This is a genomic window from Streptomyces sp. NRRL B-1140, assembly GCF_001280065.1.
GTDB lineage: Bacteria > Actinomycetota > Actinomycetes > Streptomycetales > Streptomycetaceae > Streptomyces.
Genome location: NZ_LGEA01000104.1, coordinates 14,052 through 29,250 on the forward strand (window position 1 = coordinate 14,052; position 15,199 = coordinate 29,250).

The following is a 15,199-nucleotide window of genomic DNA, read 5'->3' on the forward strand; positions in this document are numbered from 1 at the left end:
GAATCGGAATCCGAAAGGATTCCGGCCCTCGGTGCATGTGGCGCCCGTGGTGTGCGCCCGTGCGGTACGGCAGCAGAGAGCCCCGGCACCCATCGATGCCGGGGCTCTGAAGGTCCGTGCGGGGGGAGGCTAGGCGGCGGCGCAGTTCGGACAGACGCCGCGGTACGTCACCTCGACGTCCGAGACCGTGAAGCCGAAGCGTTCGGTGTCGGGGAGGTCCGCCAGCGGGTTGCCGGTGGGGTGGACGTCGCGGATCGCGCCGCACTGGGCGCAGACCAGGTGGTGGTGCGGCTGGTGGGCATTGGGGTCGTACCGCTTGGCACGCTGGTCCGTGGAGACCTCGAGCACCTCGCCGAGGGTCACCAGTTCGCCCAGCGTGTTGTAGACGGTCGCCCGCGAGATCTCGGGCAGTTTGGCGACGGCCCGTGCATGGACCTCGTCGGCCGTCAGATGGACGTGTTCGCCGTCGAGGACCTCAGCCACGACACGCCGCTGCGCGGTCATCCGCCATCCGCGTCCGCGCAGCCGTTCCAGAAGGTCACTCATAGCCACCAGCCTAACAGCAAAGGAGACCAGGTCCCGAACAGGTGTGAGTTTAGATCTGTACCCGTCTTAGACATTATCTATTGCGGGACGAGAGGGACTGTGGTCGGCGTAAGCGGCTGGAGGTCGCCGCCCGGGCGCTGCGCGGCTGAAGTCCGGCGCTGGATCGCTTGCGGTGGCGGACGGGCCGGGCCCTCTCGCGCGGGGCCCGGCCCGTCCGCTTCGTCATACCGGAACCCGCTGCCGTGCCGGTGCCCAGCAGCGGATGATGTCGCGGACCGAGACGATCCCGGCGGGTTCGCCCCCGTCCAGCACGATGAGGTGCCGGAAGCCGCCGTGTGCCATGGCGGCCGCCGCCTCCTCCAGGGTCCAGGCCGGGGCGGCGAAAACGACGTTGTTGGTGGTGTGGGCGTGGGCGCGCTCCGTGTCCGGGTCCTGGCCGAGACCCACGGAGTTGAGGATGTCGCGTTCGGTGAGGATGCCGATGCCGCCGGCGTCGGGGTCGTGGACCACCGCCGCCCCCACCTTGCGCGCGGACATCAGTGATGCGGCCTGGCGAAGGGTGTGGTTCGGGCCGATCGTGAGGACGACGGTGCTCATGGCGTCACGGACGAGCATGGATGGAGCCACCTCCTGGGAGTCTCCCCACCGTTCGTTCAGAATTTCACAAATTCACAAGTGGGGGGACCCTCAGGGTGGCAGGTAAAGGGAGGGTCAACAAGGGGGCGCTCGGTAACAACGGGGGGCTCAGTAGCGCTGGTTGAGGTACCCCAGCAGTTCGTCGTGCAGCAGGCCGTTCGACGCGGCCGCATTGCCGCTGTGAGGGCCCGGGCGGGCGTCGAGGCCGGTGAAGGTGCCGCCGGCCTCCGTGACGACGATGGCCGTGGCGGCCATGTCCCAGAGGGACAGCTCCGGCTCGGCGCACATGTCGACGGCGCCTTCGGCCACCATCATGTACGGCCAGAAGTCGCCGTACGCGCGCGTGCGCCACACCTCGCGCGTCAGGTCCAGGAAGCCGTCCAGGCGGCCTTGTTCCTCCCAGCCGCTGAGCGAGGAGTACGCCAAGGACGCGTCGGAGAGCTTGGAGACGCGGGAGACCTGCAGCCGGGAGGCCTTGGTGAGGCTGCGGCCGGAGAACGCGCCGTGGCCCTTCGCGGCCCACCAGCGGCGGCCGAGGGCGGGAGCGGAGACGACGCCGACAACAGGCTGGAAGCCGCCCTCGCCCGCCTCCATCAGCGAGATGAGCGTGGCCCACACCGGCACGCCGCGTACGTAGTTCTTCGTGCCGTCGATCGGGTCGATCACCCAGCGGCGCGGGCCGGTGCCCTCGACGCCGTACTCCTCGCCGAGGATCGCGTCTCGGGGGCGAGCGCGCTGGAGCTGGCCGCGAATGAGCTCCTCTGCGGCCTTGTCCGCCTCACTCACCGGGGTCATGTCCGGTTTGGTCTCGACCTTGAGGTCGAGGGCCTTGAAGCGGTCCATCGTCGCGGCGTCGGCGGCGTCGGCGAGGACGTGGGCGAGACGCAGGTCGTCGAGGTAGTCGGGCATGCAACGAACCTATCTGCCGAGGTGGGGGTGGGGCTACAGGGGGTTTGTGACGGTGGGGGAGGGGTTTGGGCGAGGCCGGATGCGAGGCGCGCGGTCAGCGATGCGGACCCGGCTCCTCGGTGCCGCCCGGAGAGCCGGCCCGGGCTGGGTGACGTGGACCGGACGTCGTCGTCGACGAGGCGCCGGGCGAGTCCGGACGCGGTGAGGCCGCCCGAGCCGGTCAGGCAGGGCATCACCCGCACCTCGGTGCGATCTGTCGGCGTTCTTCGTGGTGCCGGTCATCCGCACCGCAGCGCTCATCGGCAGTCCATTGCAACGATCTGGGGATCGTGTTGCGTTCGTCCCTAGGGCTGTCGCGGCGATTACCTTCATATGAGCTGGAACTATTGCCTTCACTTGCGGCGTTGCTGTTGCCAATTTTATGAATGCAACGTAGCTTTTCCTCCACTGGAAACGATGTCTCGCGCGAACCCGAGGAGAGCACGATGCAGAAGTTCGACACCCCCGCCACCGTCTCGGCCGTCCTCGACATCCCCGCCGGACGGATCCGCTTCATCGCCGCCGACCGAGCCGACACCACCGTCGAGGTCCTGCCCGCGGACGGGTCCAAGCGCCGCGATGTGAAGGCGGCCGAGCAGATCGTGACCAGCTACGGCGACGGCGTCCTGCGGATCACGGCCCCCGAGGCGAGGAGCCGCCTTCTCGGACACTCCGGATCCGTCGAGATCACCGTGCGGTTGCCCGTCGGCTCCCACGTCGAGGCGAAGGCCGACGCCGCCGAACTCCGCGGCGTCGGACGCCTGGGCGACGTGGTCTTCGAGGCGGCGCAGGGCTCGGTCGAGCTGGACGAGAGCCACAGCGCCCGCCTCACCCTTCTCGTCGGCGACCTCGCCGTCGGGCGCCTGGGCGGCCCGGCGCGGATGAGTACTCAGAAGGGCGATCTCCGCATCGCCGAGGCCGTAGGCGGCGCCGTCGCGCTGCGCACTCAGCAGGGAGACATCTCGGTCGGCGCCGCCCACGGTGTCTCCGCCGCACTGGACGCCGGCACCGGCTACGGGCGCATCCGCAACACCCTCAAGAACACCGACGGCGCCGCCGACCTGACCATCCACGCGACCACCGCCCACGGTGACATCACCGCCCGCAGCCTCTAGCAGCCCGCAGCGTCTCCGAAGAAGCGCCATCATCGCCCGCTTCGACGTTCGGGCTGACCGGTCCCACGCCGACGGCGGCGAACAACAACGCGATGCCGGGCTCGCCCTCGCCTGGTACCCGGGCCTCGTGCTGCTGGGCCACTTCTGGCGACCTCGAAGTCAACGCCCCGCGCACCAAGGCCGAAACGCGCCCCCGTGCACGCCCGCGAACTCTTGACAGTGGTTCCACGCCCGTCAAATCTGGGGCACAGCCGCTCGCCCCAAGGGGAGGCGAAGATGCCTGCAGCGCGGGAATCCCTGCTGGACGCCGCTTACACGGCGCTGGTGCGCCGGCCGTGGTCCGCCGTACGGATGGTGGACGTGGCCGCGGCGGCCGGAGTGTCCCGGCAGACGCTCTACAACGAGTTCGGCAGCAAGGACGGTCTCGCCCGGGCGCTCGTGCGGAGGGAGGCCGACGGATACCTCGCGGGGGTGGAACGCGCCCTCGCCGGGCACAGTGATCCGTGCGAACGGCTCACCGCCACCGCCGAGTGGACCGCCTCGGCGGCCCGGAACAACGTCCTCGTCCGCGCCATGCTCACCGGCTGCTGGAGCGAGCGGCTGCCCGCCCCGGCCCTGACGGCCGTACCGTCCGGCTCCGCCGTACCGGCCCAACGCCGCGCCGACGGACCGCTGCCCTCACCCGGCGACTTCGTCGCGCTCGTCCGCGACCGGGCCGTCACCGTCCTGGCCGGCCCCGCCACGCCCAAGTCCGACACCGCCGACCTGGCCCGCTCCTGCGAACTCGCCGTCCGGCTGGCCCTGTCGTGCGTGGCCGCACCGCCCGGCGAGGGTGGCGTCGCCCGCCTGGTGCGCAGCGCCCTTTCCGGGCAGGCCGGCTGACCGGGCGTCAGTGCGCGGAACCCGACAACTGCAGTCCGACCACACCGGCGATGACGAGACTGATCGACACGATCTTCAATACCGACACGAGGTCACCCAGGAACACCATGCCGTAGATGGCTGTCCCCGCCGCCCCGATGCCGGTCCACACCGCGTACGCGGGGCCCACGTCGAGTCTTCTGAGTGCGAGGGTCAGCAGTCCGAAGCTGCCGAGGGCGAAAACGCAGAACGCGACCGTCGGCCAGAGCCTGGTGAAGCCGTGCGACAGCTTCAGACACACCGCGAAGCCGGTCTCGAGCAACCCGGCCACGATGACCAGCAGCCACGCCATGAGTCGTCCTCCCGTATCCCACGTTCAGTGACCGCTTCATCCGTCTCAGCGCGCTCGTCAGGCCCTGGCCGGGCTCTCGTCCGGCTTGGGTGCGATTATGCACTTACCGCCCGCACGCCAGGACAAACAACGCGGAGGTCAGTCGCCTTCCTTGCGCTCACGCGTGGCCAGCAGCCGCCGCAGCGAGTACAGCCGCGCCGGATCCGCGTGCCCCTCGGCCACCCACGCGTCCAGCGCGCAGTCGGGCTCGTCGTGGCTGCACGCGCGCGGGCAGCCCTCGGTGCCCGGCTCCAGGTCGGGGAAGGCGTGGATGACCCGGGACGGATCCACGTGGTTGAGGCCGAAGGACCGTACGCCCGGGGTGTCCACGACCCAGCCGTCGCCGCCCGACAGCGGCAGCGCCAGCGCCGAGGTGGTGGTGTGCCGGCCGCGCCCCGTCACCGCGTTCACATGCCCGGTCGAGCGCCGCTGCTCCTCGGGCACCAGTGCGTTCACCAGGGTCGTCTTGCCGACACCGGAGTGGCCGACGAACGCGGTGATCTTGCCGTCGAGCTGCTCGCGCACCCGGGCGACGGCGACCCCGCTCTCCAGTTCCGCCCGGCTCGTCACGACGTAGGGGATGTCCAGGTCGCCGTACAGCTCCAGCAGCTTCTCGGGCGGCGCGAGGTCCGACTTGGTCAGTACCAGCAGCGGATCCAGGCCACCGTCGTAGGCCGCGACCAGGCAGCGGTCGATCAGCCGGGGGCGGGGCTCGGGGTCGGCGAGGGCGGTGACGACGGCCAGCTGGTCGGCGTTGGCGACGACCACCCGCTCGAACGGATCGTCGTCGTCCGCGGTGCGCCGCAGGACCGAGGTCCGTTCCTCGATGCGCACGATCCGCGCGAGGGTGTCCTTCTTGCCCGTCAGGTCGCCCACCAGGGCCACGCGGTCGCCGACCACCGCCGCCTTGCGGCCCAGCTCGCGGGCCTTCATCGCCATGACCACGCGGTCCTCGACGAGGCAGGTCAGGCGGCCCCGGTCGACGGTGAGGACGAGCCCCTCGGCGGCGTCCTCGTGCTTGGGGCGGATGTTCGTCCGGGGCCGGGTGTTGCGGCGGCCCGGCCGGGTGCGGATGTCGTCCTCGTCGGTGTGCTTGCCGTAGCGGCGCATGACGTGATCCCTGCGTCCTACGCCCCGAGCATCCCGGTCCACAGGTCGGGGAAGTCGGGCAGGGTCTTGGCCGTCGTCGCCACGTTCTCGATCTGCACGCCCTCCACCGCCAGTCCGAGGATCGCGCCGGCCGTGGCCATGCGGTGGTCGTCGTAGGTGTGGAAGATCCCGCCGTGCAGCCGTCGCGGGCGGATGTGCAGACCGTCGGCGGTCTCTGTGACGTCGCCGCCGAGTTCGTTGATCTCCTTGGTCAGCGCGGCCAGCCGGTCCGTCTCGTGCAGCCGCAGATGAGCCACTCCGCGCAGGGTGGAGGGGGAGTCCGCGAGGGCCGCGACCGCCGCGATGCCCGGCGTCAGTTCACCGACCTCGCCGAGGTCGACGTCGATGCCGTGGATCGAGCCGGAGCCGGTGAACACCAGCCCGTACTCGGTCAGTTCACAGGAGCCGCCCATCTCCGTGAAGATCTCGCGCAACCGGTCACCGGGCTGCGTGGTACGGGAGGGCCAGTCCGGGACGACGACCTTGCCGCCGGTCACCAGCGCCGCCGCCAGGAACGGCTGGGCGTTCGACAGGTCCGGCTCGATGACGAGGTCCCGGCCGAGCAGGGCACCCGGCGAGACCCGCCAGACGTTCGGCTCGCCGCCCGACTCGGGCGTGTCCACCTGGGCGCCGACCGCGCGCAGCATGTCGACCGTCATGCGGATGTGCGGCATGGAGGGCAGCGTGGCGCCGGTGTGGCGGACCTCCACGCCCTGGTTGAAGCGCGGGCCGGACAGCAGCAGGGCGCTCACGAACTGCGACGAGGAGGAGGCGTCGATGGCGACCGTGCCGCCGTCCAGGGCGCCGCTGCCGTGCACGGTCAACGGCAGGGCGCCGCGGCCGTCGTCGTCGATCCGGGCGCCGAGCTGACGCAGCGCGTCGATGACGCCGGTCAGGGGACGCTCGTAGGAACGGGGGTCGCCGTCGAAGCGCACGGGACCGTCGGCGAGCGCGGCCACCGGCGGCAGGAACCGCATGACCGTGCCGGCGTTGCCGACATCGACGGTGGCCGGGCCGCGCAGACCCGTGGGGAGCACCCGCCAGGCCTCGCCGGTGCCGTCGGGGCCCACGCCTTCCTCGATCTCGATGCCCATCGCCCGCAGCGCGCCGGCCATCAGCAGGGTGTCGCGGGAGCGCAGGGGGCGGCGCAGCCAGCCGGGCTCGGAGGCGAGGGAGGCGAGGACCAGGGCGCGGTTGGTGACCGACTTGGACCCGGGCACGTGGACCGTCGCGTCGACGGCTCCGCTCGCGTGCGGGGCGGGCCAGAGGGCGGTGTCTGCGGTGTTCGGGGCCATGGCCCCACTTTATAAGCAGGCCGTCCTTCGAGTGCGGTGCCGTGGGGCCGGTCGCGCCCGTCGGGGGAGCCGCACGTCGCGGCGGCAGCGCGGCCCCTGCGGGCCGGCCGTCACATCTCCAGCAGCCAGCGCCCTCCGCCGATCAGCGAGCACAGCGACACCGCGTGGAACAGGAAGAACCACAGCCCCGCCGGTACGTGCGTCAGCCGCGACAACTGGTCCGCGTCCGAGTCACCGGCTCCGCCCCGGGCCCGCTTCGCCTGGAGCTCGAAGGCCGGGCGGACTCCGCCGATCAGCAGGAACCACACCACCGCGTACGCGAACGCCGCCTGCACCTGGGGCCCGGCCAGCCAGGACACCAGCACGAACAGACCGCCGGTGACGAGCATCGTCAGGGCGCCGTAGGCGTTGCGGATCATCACCAGCATGGCCAGGAGCAGGGCCGTGGCCAGCCACAGCAGCAGCGTGATGCGGCCGCCGCCCAGCAGCGCCGCGCCGCCGAGGCCCAGCAGGGGCGGGGCGGTGTAGCCGGCGGCCGCGGTGAGGATCATGCCGATGCCGTGCGGCTTGCCGCGGCTGACGGTCAGGCCGCTGGTGTCCGAGTGCAGGCGTATGCCGGTGAGGGTGCGGCCGGTCAGCAGGGCCACGAGCCCGTGGCCGCCTTCGTGGGCGATGGTGATGGCGTTGCGGGAGATGCGCCACAGGCCGTGCGGGACCACCACGGCGAGCGCGGCGCCCAGGGTCGCGATCACCACCCACAGGTCGGGGTCGGGCTGCGTGCCGGACACCTCGTCCCAGAGGGAGGCGAGCGAGGCGGTTGCGGTGACGTCCATGTGTGGCGGAGGCTCCCTGCGGTCGGATGGAATCTGGCAGTGTGGCACGTATGTGCGGACGGTATTCAGCGAGTCGTAGGCCAGAGGATCTCGCAGGAATCTTCGAGATCGAGAAGTGGGAGCCCGAGGAGACCCTCGCGCCGGACTACAACGTGGCGCCCACCAAAGAGGTCTACGCCGTCCTGGACCGCCCTCTGAAGGACGCGGACGACCCGCGCCCGGTTCGGCAGCTGCGCACGCTGAAGTGGGGGCTCGTCCCGTCCTGGTCGAAGACCCCCGAGGGCGGCGCCCGGATGATCAACGCCCGCGCGGAGACCGTCCACGAGAAGCCGTCCTACCGCCGCGCCTTCACCTCCCGGCGCTGCATCCTGCCCGCCGACGGCTACTACGAGTGGGTCACCGGCACCCAGGAGCGCGAGCTGGAGGTCGAGGGCAAGAAGAAGCGGCCGCGCAAGCAGCCGTACTTCGTGACACCGGCGGACGGGTCGGTCTTCGCGATGGCCGGACTGTACGAGTTCTGGCGTGACAAGACCCTGCCGGACGACCATCCGCAGGCCTGGTGGGTGACGTGCTCGGTCATCACCACGGAGGCCGAGCGGAGCCCGCTCGCGGTGTCCCCGGCCGACGGGCCCCGGGCGCTCGCCGAGATCCACCCCCGGATGCCGCTGATGCTGACGCCCGACCGCTGGGACGCCTGGCTGGACCCGTCCCGCACGGACGCCGACGACCTGCGCGAGCTGCTCGCCCCGCCGCCCGGGGGCCTGATGCGGGCCTACCCGGTCGCCACGGCCGTCAGCAACGTCCGCAACAACGGGCCGGAGCTGCTGAAGGAGCTGGAAGGGCCCGAAGAGGGCACACTCTTCTGACGTGACGCATGTGACGAAGACGGCCCGCACGACCACCGAGACCGTCGAGACCGACGCCGGAACCGCCCGCATCACCTGGCACGAGGCGAAGAAGGCCCGGCTGGTCCTCGCCGTCAGCCACGGCGCGGGCGGTGGCATCGAAGCCCGCGACCTGATCGCCCTCGCCGAGGCCCTGCCCGCCCACGGTGTGACCGTCGCCCGGGTGGAGCAGCCCTGGCGGGTGGCCGGGAAGAAGCTGGCGCCCGCGCCGAAGACCCTGGACACCGGCTGGCGCGGCATCTGGCCCGCGCTGGAGAAGTCCCGGCTGCCGGTGATCTCCGGCGGGCGCAGCGCGGGGGCCCGGGTCGCCTGCCGGACCGCGACCGAGCTGGGCGCCCACGCCGTGCTCGCGCTCGGCTTCCCGCTGCACCCGCCGGGCAAGCCGGAGAAGTCCCGGGCCGAGGAGCTGCTGGGCTCTGGAGTGCCCACGCTGGTCGTGCAGGGCGGGAACGACCCCTTCGGGAAGCCGGAGGAGTTCCCCGACGGGGCGTACGAGCTCGTGGAGGTCCCGTACGGGGATCACGGCTTCGCCGTGCCGAAGCGTGCGGATCTCTCGCAGGAAGAGGCCGTGGCGGTCATCACGGACGCGGTCGTGGAGTGGACCGGGTCACTCGGGTAAAGCTTCGGGAATGCCGGGGCGGCGGTCGCTGTTGTGCGGGATGTACGTGCTGGAGACCAGCGCCGACGTCGTAGGAGAGGGAGTCCGCCGCATGGGTTCGACCATCTGCCCGACCCGCAGCAGCCGCGCCGACCTGGACTGGACGGTGCTGCACGCGGCCAAGACCGCCTCTATTGGGGCGGCGGGCGGACCGGATCGTCGTCTATCCTCCGATTCGGGTGGGACCGGTCCCGGTCTCACGAGAACACTCGAGGAGGTGGGTCCGGTCACTGGGACCGACGCAGGGACCGAAAACGGCCGGTCGGAGCAGCCCGAGAGCCAGGGCGGCACGGGCGCGGAGACGGCCGCGGAGCGCAGCGCGCGCTTCGAGCGGGACGCGCTCGAGTTCCTCGACCAGATGTACTCGGCCGCGCTGCGCATGACGCGCAACCCGGCCGACGCCGAGGATCTGGTGCAGGAGACGTATGCCAAGGCGTACGCGTCCTTCCACCAGTTCCGCGAGGGCACCAACCTCAAGGCGTGGCTGTACCGGATCCTCACCAACACCTTCATCAACTCCTACCGCAAGAAGCAGCGCGAACCTCAGCGCTCCGCGGCCGAGGAGATCGAGGACTGGCAGCTCGCCCGCGCCGAGTCGCACATGTCGACGGGTCTGCGCTCCGCGGAGTCGCAGGCGCTCGACCACCTGCCCGACTCGGACGTGAAGGAGGCGCTCCAGGCGATCCCCGAGGAGTTCCGCATCGCCGTGTACCTGGCGGACGTCGAGGGGTTTGCCTACAAGGAGATCGCCGACATCATGGGGACACCCATCGGAACGGTGATGTCCCGGCTGCACCGGGGCCGCCGTCAGCTGCGCGGCATGCTGGAGGACTACGCCCGTGACCGCGGGATGGTGCCGGCCGGTGCCGGAGAGTCGAACGAAGCGAAAGGCTCGGGGTCATGAGCTGCGGAGAGCCGCACGAGACGGATTGCAGCGAAATCCTCGATCATCTCTACGAGTTCCTCGACCGTGAGATGCCGGACTCGGACTGCGTGAAGTTCGAGCACCACTTCGAGGAGTGCTCGCCCTGCCTCGAGAAGTACGGGCTCGAGCAGGCCGTGAAGAAGCTCGTCAAGCGCTGCTGCGGGCACGACGACGTGCCGGGCGACCTGCGGGACAAGGTCATGGGGCGGATCGAGCTGATCCGCTCCGGCCAGGCCGTCCCGGACCAGGACGTCACGGCCTCCCCCGCCACGCCGCGGGAGTCCTGACACTCCTGCATCTTTCAACTACCCCACCTCTGCGCGGGTAGTCCCCCTCGAACACGTCACTCGAACGTGCTAATCCCTGGGTGATCGACCCGTGGACCCCCCTGCCGCCGCCCTAGGCTCGCGCCCTGACGGACCTGGTGGCCGGGGGAGGGGCTCATGGAAGCGGTACCGGCACGGGCACGTGTCTACATCGCCTGTGTCACCTTGGCCGCGCTGTTCTGCCTGCTGCCGCAGCCGGGCGCCCGCACCACCTGGTGGGCGGTCGCCCTGCTCGCCGTGCTGTACGCCGGATGCGAGCGCATCGCCCGGTCCCGGTTCGTGGGGATCTCCCACCCTGCCGGGACGTTCTACCCGGTGCTGCTCGCCGGTGCCTTCCTGCTCCCGCCGCCCGCCGCGGCGCTGGTGGCCGTGCCCGGCGCGCTGCTCTCACCGGTCGGCCGGCGGCCCGTGGTACTGCGACGGGTCTGGCGGGCCGCCCAGCTCGTCCTCGGGGTGGGGGCCGCGGCCGGGACGCACCGGCTGCTCGGCGGGCCGGACGCGGTCGCCGCGGGCGACGTCCCGTACGCCCTCGGGCCCGCCGGGGCGGCCGTGCTCGCGTTCTCCCTGGTGCTCGCGCTGCTCGACGGCGGGATCCTGGCCGTTGCGGAACGGGTGCCGGTGCGGCGGGCCTGGCGCGGACTGGTGGCGCGCTCGCTCGCGCCGATCGCCGTGCACGGCCTCGCCGGGCTGATGATGGCCGTCCTGTGGCGCAGTCCGTACGGGCCCGTGGCCGCCCTGCTCGTGCTGCTGCCCATGTGCGTCTCGTGGTGGGCGTTCGCCCAGTACCACCGGGAACACGCCGCCCACCAGGCGACCATCCGGGCGCTGGTGCAGGCCGTCGACATCAAGGACGGGTACACCCGCGGGCACAGCGAGCGGGTCGGGCAGGCCTCCATGATGATCGCGCGGGAGCTGGGCATGGCAGACGAGCGCGTCGAGGTGCTCCGCTTCGCCGGGATCCTGCACGACGTGGGCAAACTGGGCGTGCCCACCCGGCTGCTCCGTAAGGACGGGCCGCTGACGCCCGAAGAGCGGCGGGTGATCGAGCTGCACCCCGAGTACGGACACGAGATGGTGCGCGGCATCGGATTCCTCGGCGAGGCCCGCGCCGCCGTGCTGCACCACCACGAGCGGCTGGACGGCAGCGGTTACCCCTACGGCCTGGTGGGCCGTCAGATCCCCGAGTCGGCGCGGGTCGTGGCGGTCGCGGACGCCTTCGACGCCATGACCTCCACCCGCAGCTACAGCAGGGCCCGGCCCGTCGACGTGGCCCTGGCGGAGCTGGAGCGGTGCGCGGGCAGCCAGTTCGACCCGGTGATGGTCGCCGCTCTCGTGGAAGCCGTCGGGCGGACGGGGTGGCACCCCGCGGTGACCGCAGACGACGAAGAGACCCGACCACTCCGGGTGCCCCCGCCCGGCGCACCCCTGTCCAGCCGACCGGGGGCACACCGATGAGCGCCTGCAGGACACCCCCGCTCCTCACCCTCGTCCACGCCTGCGCCGCCCTCCTCGCCGCCGGCTCCCTCTGCGTCACCCTCTACGACGGTCTCGAGGAACGCCGGGTCGCCCTCGCCTTCGGCGTCCTCGTCACCGTGGGCGAGCTCACCCGCCGCAACGGCGCCCGGGTCCGGGAACCGGCACCGCTCGGAGCCGCCGCGGCCCTGTCCTACGCCCTGCTCGGCGAGGCCGGCGGACGGGCCACCCACCACGGCCCCACCCAGGTCGTCGCCGTGGTGCTCGCCGCCTCGCTGCTCGGCAGCGTCCCGCACGTCGCACGCGGACAGGGGCCCACCCTCGACCACCTGGCGCGCCGCGTGCTCACCGTCGGCTTCGTCGCCCTGTGTTTCCAGCCCCCGTACAACCGGGGCATGTTCGACGACTGGGGCGGCCCCGCCTACGCCCTGCTGCTGCTCGCGCTGCTCTGCCTGACCGCGCTGTGCGACGCGGTGCTCGCCGCCGCCGTCGCCCACACCCGCACCGGCTGGCCGTTCGGGCCGGTGCTGCGCGACGAGCTGCGGGCCGCGTGCGGCATCGGGTCCGCCGTCATCGCCACCGGGGCGGTGATGGCGCTGGCGGTCGCCGTCGTGGGGCTGTGGGCGCTGCCCGTCTTCTCCGTGCCGCTGCTCCTCGCCCAGATGTCGTTCCGTCGCTACGCCGCGGTCCGGGCGACCTACCGGCAGACCATCGCCTCCCTCGCCCGGGCCACCGAGGTCGCCGGATACACGCCCTGCGGTCACGCCCGGCGGGTCGCCGCGGTCAGCAAGGCGGTGGGGCGTGACCTGGGGCTGACCGAGCCCGAGCTGGCCGTGCTGGAGTACGCCGCGCTCATGCACGACATCGGGCAGCTGAGCCTCGTCGACCCGGTGCCGGCCGGCGCCACCGCCGCACTGCCGGCCGCGGAGCAGCGGCGGATCGCCCTGCTCGGCGGGGCCGTCGTACGGCAGACGGGAGTCGACGAGGCGGTGGCCGTGGTCGTGGAGCGGCAGGCCGACCCCTACGCCGAGCAGCCGCTCGCCGCGCGAATCGTCCGGGCCGTGAACGCGTACGAGGAGAAGTCCCGGGAAGGAGGGCCGGGCGGGCCGCTGAAGGCGCTGGAGGAACTCCGGCTCGCCACCGCCGGGACGTACGCCCCGGAGGTGGTGGAATCACTGGCTCGCGTACTGGCAAGGAGCAGTCTGACCCTGCCCGTGGCTGGGTAACCCATGGGTAATGAGCGCCCTCGAGGCCGCACGTGGTTGGATGCGAAGGAGAAGGTGTCCGGGGGCTCGAAACACAGCTACGGCCAGCCCACCGCACGGAACTGGCAGGCGGGAATCGTGAGGATCTTCGGCAAGGGACGGCACCGGCCCTCCGCCTCCTGGCGGCAGGCCACGGACCGGGCGTTCACCCTCATCGGCGACGGCCGGTACGAGGACGCAGGCGCACTGCTGACACGTGCCGCCGATCTGGAGCCCTGGCTTTCCGAGTCCTGGTTCAACCTCGCGCTGCTGCACAAGTTCCGGCACGACTGGGAGCAGGCGCGGGCGGCGGGCCTCAGGGCCGTGGCACTGCTCGACCGGGACACCGGCGCGCCCGACTGGTGGAACGTCGGCATCGCCGCGACCGCGCTGCAGGACTGGCCGCTGGCCCGGCGCGCCTGGCAGGCCTACGGGCTGCGGGTGCCGGGGGCGGCCAACGACTCCGGTGAACCCCTCGGCATGGACCTCGGCAGTGCGGCCGTACGGCTGTCGCCGGAGGGGGAGGCCGAGGTCGTGTGGGGGCGGCGGCTGGATCCCGCGCGGATCGAGGTGCTGTCCATTCCGCTGCCGTCGTCGGGGCGGCGCTGGGGCGAGGTCGTCCTGCACGACGGCGTGCCGCACGGGGAGCGGACGACTGCCGCCGGGCACACGTACCCGGTGTTCGACGAGATCGAGCTGTGGGCGCCCTCGCCGGTGCCGACCTGGGTGGTGCTGCTGGAGGCGGCGACCGAGTCGGACCGGGACGCGCTGGAGCAGCTCGCGGCGGACGCCGGGTTCGCCGCGGAGGACTGGTCCTCTTCCGTGCGGCTGCTGTGCCGGATGTGCTCCGAGTCCCGTATGCCCTCGGACGAGGGTGACGGTGAGCACCTCGACCCGCACGATCACAGTGAGCCGGGGCATCCCGGGCCGCTGGGGCACCGGACGGACGGGCAGTTGTGGGTGCCGGAGCGGGAGTGCGGACTGGCTGCGCCGGCTTCGCTGGTTCGGGGGCTTCTGGACGGGTGGGTCGCCGACAGCCCGGATTCTCGTGACTGGCGGGATTTGGAAGAGGTCTGTTAGGCCGTCGTGCGGGTGCGGGCCCGTCGTGGTCGTTCGCGCAGTTCCCCGCGCCCCTGAGGGGGCGCCCTCCCCGTACCCTGTATCTGCATCCCGGCTCGGATTTGTTCAGGAAGGCGTACGTAACGTCATGGCTCAGCAGGACACCGATCAGCAGCGTGCGGGCGTGCTCCCCGTCGATGACGAGGGGTACGTGATCGACACGGAGGACTGCGAGGAGCGCGAGGCGGCCTGGCGGGAGCGCGGTACCTCGCGGCCGATCACGGTGGTCGGGAACCCGGTGCTGCACAAGGAGTGCAAGGACGTCACCGACTTCGGCGAGGAGTTCCAGCAGCTCGTCGCGGACATGTTCGCCAGCCAGCGCACCGCCGAGGGCGTGGGCCTCGCCGCCAACCAGATCGGCGTCGACGCGAAGGTCTTCGTCTACGACTGCCCCGACGACGAGGGCGTCCGGCACACCGGTGTCGTCTGCAACCCCAAGCTCGTCGAACTGCCCGCCGACAAGCGCCGCCTGGACGACAGCAACGAGGGCTGTCTGTCGGTGCCCACCGCGTACGCCCCGCTCGCCCGGCCCGACTACGCCGAGGTGACCGGGCAGGACGAGAAGGGCAACCCGATCCGCGTGCGCGGCACCGGATACTTCGCTCGGTGTTTGCAGCACGAGACGGACCACCTGTACGGCTACCTGTACATCGACCGGCTCTCCAAGCGCGAGCGCAAGGATGCCCTGCGCCAGATGGCCGAGAACGAGCCTCGCTACCCCGTGGTGGCCAACGACTGAGACCTCGGCCTCACCAGCCGCACGGCGTCTGCTCGG

The 15,199-nt window shown here is 71.7% G+C and carries 17 protein-coding genes; 10 read left to right on the top strand and 7 right to left on the bottom strand.

Translation table 11 applies throughout. The features are described 5' to 3' along the window. Window positions 1-129: 129 nt before the first annotated feature. The 3 genes from ADK65_RS23655 to hisN all read right to left on the bottom strand — a co-directional run bounded on the left by ADK65_RS23655 (window position 130) and on the right by hisN (window position 2,091). On the bottom strand, window positions 130-546 hold the full coding sequence (locus ADK65_RS23655) for a Fur family transcriptional regulator (RefSeq protein ID WP_062928973.1): 417 nt from the start codon (window positions 544-546) through the stop codon (window positions 130-132). Window positions 547-768: 222 nt separating this feature from the next. Continuing rightward, window positions 769-1,161, bottom strand: coding sequence for a cyclic nucleotide-binding/CBS domain-containing protein (locus ADK65_RS23660; protein ID WP_053672379.1), 393 nt, complete (start codon window positions 1,159-1,161; stop codon window positions 769-771). A 129-nt stretch (window positions 1,162-1,290) separates the two neighbouring features. Beyond that, entirely contained in the window at window positions 1,291-2,091 is an 801-nt protein-coding gene (gene hisN, locus ADK65_RS23665) for a histidinol-phosphatase (protein ID WP_053672380.1), read from the bottom strand. A 485-nt stretch (window positions 2,092-2,576) separates the two neighbouring features. On the opposite strand from hisN, the gene ADK65_RS23670 reads away from it, so the two are divergent. After that, window positions 2,577-3,245 carry a DUF4097 family beta strand repeat-containing protein gene (locus ADK65_RS23670; protein ID WP_053672381.1) on the top strand — a complete coding sequence of 223 codons (669 nt, stop codon included), beginning with the start codon at window positions 2,577-2,579 and terminating at the stop codon, window positions 3,243-3,245. Window positions 3,246-3,521: 276 nt separating this feature from the next. Then, window positions 3,522-4,127 (top strand): TetR/AcrR family transcriptional regulator, encoded by a 606-nt coding sequence (locus ADK65_RS23675; RefSeq protein WP_053672382.1) that lies wholly within the window; start codon window positions 3,522-3,524, stop codon window positions 4,125-4,127. A 7-nt stretch (window positions 4,128-4,134) separates the two neighbouring features. On the opposite strand, the gene ADK65_RS23680 is transcribed toward ADK65_RS23675, so the two are convergent. From ADK65_RS23680 to ADK65_RS23695, 4 genes are all read right to left on the bottom strand, one after another. Then, window positions 4,135-4,458, bottom strand: coding sequence for a DMT family transporter (locus ADK65_RS23680; protein WP_053672383.1), 324 nt, complete (start codon window positions 4,456-4,458; stop codon window positions 4,135-4,137). Between the two features lie 138 nt (window positions 4,459-4,596). Continuing rightward, window positions 4,597-5,607: a ribosome small subunit-dependent GTPase A gene (gene rsgA, locus ADK65_RS23685; RefSeq protein ID WP_053672384.1), complete on the bottom strand. Its 1,011-nt coding sequence runs from the start codon at window positions 5,605-5,607 to the stop codon at window positions 4,597-4,599. Between the two features lie 17 nt (window positions 5,608-5,624). Beyond that, entirely contained in the window at window positions 5,625-6,941 is a 1,317-nt protein-coding gene (aroA, locus tag ADK65_RS23690; protein ID WP_053672385.1) for a 3-phosphoshikimate 1-carboxyvinyltransferase, read from the bottom strand. A 110-nt stretch (window positions 6,942-7,051) separates the two neighbouring features. After that, window positions 7,052-7,774: a M50 family metallopeptidase gene (locus tag ADK65_RS23695; protein WP_053672386.1), complete on the bottom strand. Its 723-nt coding sequence runs from the start codon at window positions 7,772-7,774 to the stop codon at window positions 7,052-7,054. Window positions 7,775-7,824: 50 nt separating this feature from the next. Here ADK65_RS23695 and ADK65_RS23700 point away from each other — a divergent pair, with 50 nt between their 5' ends. From ADK65_RS23700 to def, 8 genes are all read left to right on the top strand, one after another. After that, window positions 7,825-8,640, top strand: coding sequence for an SOS response-associated peptidase (locus ADK65_RS23700; RefSeq protein WP_053672387.1), 816 nt, complete (start codon window positions 7,825-7,827; stop codon window positions 8,638-8,640). 1 nt (window position 8,641) lies between these two features. Further along, window positions 8,642-9,298, top strand: a complete 657-nt coding sequence (locus tag ADK65_RS23705) for an alpha/beta family hydrolase (RefSeq protein WP_053672388.1) — start codon at window positions 8,642-8,644, stop codon at window positions 9,296-9,298. A 256-nt stretch (window positions 9,299-9,554) separates the two neighbouring features. Next, window positions 9,555-10,241 (top strand): RNA polymerase sigma factor SigR, encoded by a 687-nt coding sequence (sigR, locus tag ADK65_RS23710; protein WP_053672389.1) that lies wholly within the window; start codon window positions 9,555-9,557, stop codon window positions 10,239-10,241. Continuing rightward, complete coding sequence (gene rsrA, locus ADK65_RS23715; RefSeq protein WP_053672390.1) at window positions 10,238-10,549, top strand: mycothiol system anti-sigma-R factor; 312 nt, start codon at window positions 10,238-10,240, stop codon at window positions 10,547-10,549. The genes sigR and rsrA overlap by 4 nt, the downstream gene beginning before the upstream one ends. A 156-nt stretch (window positions 10,550-10,705) precedes the next feature. After that, window positions 10,706-12,043, top strand: coding sequence for an HD-GYP domain-containing protein (locus ADK65_RS23720; protein ID WP_053672391.1), 1,338 nt, complete (start codon window positions 10,706-10,708; stop codon window positions 12,041-12,043). Further along, complete coding sequence (locus ADK65_RS23725; protein WP_199825690.1) at window positions 12,040-13,287, top strand: HD domain-containing protein; 1,248 nt, start codon at window positions 12,040-12,042, stop codon at window positions 13,285-13,287. Before ADK65_RS23720 ends, ADK65_RS23725 begins: the two co-directional genes overlap by 4 nt. 117 nt (window positions 13,288-13,404) lie before the next feature. Then, window positions 13,405-14,385 (top strand): tetratricopeptide repeat protein, encoded by a 981-nt coding sequence (locus ADK65_RS23730; RefSeq protein WP_053672437.1) that lies wholly within the window; start codon window positions 13,405-13,407, stop codon window positions 14,383-14,385. 127 nt (window positions 14,386-14,512) lie between these two features. Further along, window positions 14,513-15,163, top strand: coding sequence for a peptide deformylase (gene def, locus ADK65_RS23735; RefSeq protein WP_053672393.1), 651 nt, complete (start codon window positions 14,513-14,515; stop codon window positions 15,161-15,163). Window positions 15,164-15,199 lie beyond the last annotated feature (36 nt).

Excerpts from the sequence above, each read along its gene's own strand:
- ADK65_RS23655 (WP_062928973.1), bottom strand. The coding sequence starts at position 546 with ATGAGTGACCTTCTGGAACGGCTGCGCGGACGCGGATGGCGGATGACC.
- ADK65_RS23660 (WP_053672379.1), bottom strand. The coding sequence starts at position 1,161 with ATGCTCGTCCGTGACGCCATGAGCACCGTCGTCCTCACGATCGGCCCG.
- hisN (WP_053672380.1), bottom strand. The coding sequence starts at position 2,091 with ATGCCCGACTACCTCGACGACCTGCGTCTCGCCCACGTCCTCGCCGAC.
- ADK65_RS23670 (WP_053672381.1), top strand. The coding sequence starts at position 2,577 with ATGCAGAAGTTCGACACCCCCGCCACCGTCTCGGCCGTCCTCGACATC.
- ADK65_RS23675 (WP_053672382.1), top strand. The coding sequence starts at position 3,522 with ATGCCTGCAGCGCGGGAATCCCTGCTGGACGCCGCTTACACGGCGCTG.
- ADK65_RS23680 (WP_053672383.1), bottom strand. The coding sequence starts at position 4,458 with ATGGCGTGGCTGCTGGTCATCGTGGCCGGGTTGCTCGAGACCGGCTTC.
- rsgA (WP_053672384.1), bottom strand. The coding sequence starts at position 5,607 with ATGCGCCGCTACGGCAAGCACACCGACGAGGACGACATCCGCACCCGG.
- aroA (WP_053672385.1), bottom strand. The coding sequence starts at position 6,941 with ATGGCCCCGAACACCGCAGACACCGCCCTCTGGCCCGCCCCGCACGCG.
- ADK65_RS23695 (WP_053672386.1), bottom strand. The coding sequence starts at position 7,774 with ATGGACGTCACCGCAACCGCCTCGCTCGCCTCCCTCTGGGACGAGGTG.
- ADK65_RS23700 (WP_053672387.1), top strand. The coding sequence starts at position 7,825 with ATGTGCGGACGGTATTCAGCGAGTCGTAGGCCAGAGGATCTCGCAGGA.
- rsrA (WP_053672390.1), top strand. The coding sequence starts at position 10,238 with ATGAGCTGCGGAGAGCCGCACGAGACGGATTGCAGCGAAATCCTCGAT.
- ADK65_RS23720 (WP_053672391.1), top strand. The coding sequence starts at position 10,706 with ATGGAAGCGGTACCGGCACGGGCACGTGTCTACATCGCCTGTGTCACC.
- ADK65_RS23725 (WP_199825690.1), top strand. The coding sequence starts at position 12,040 with ATGAGCGCCTGCAGGACACCCCCGCTCCTCACCCTCGTCCACGCCTGC.
- def (WP_053672393.1), top strand. The coding sequence starts at position 14,513 with ATGGCTCAGCAGGACACCGATCAGCAGCGTGCGGGCGTGCTCCCCGTC.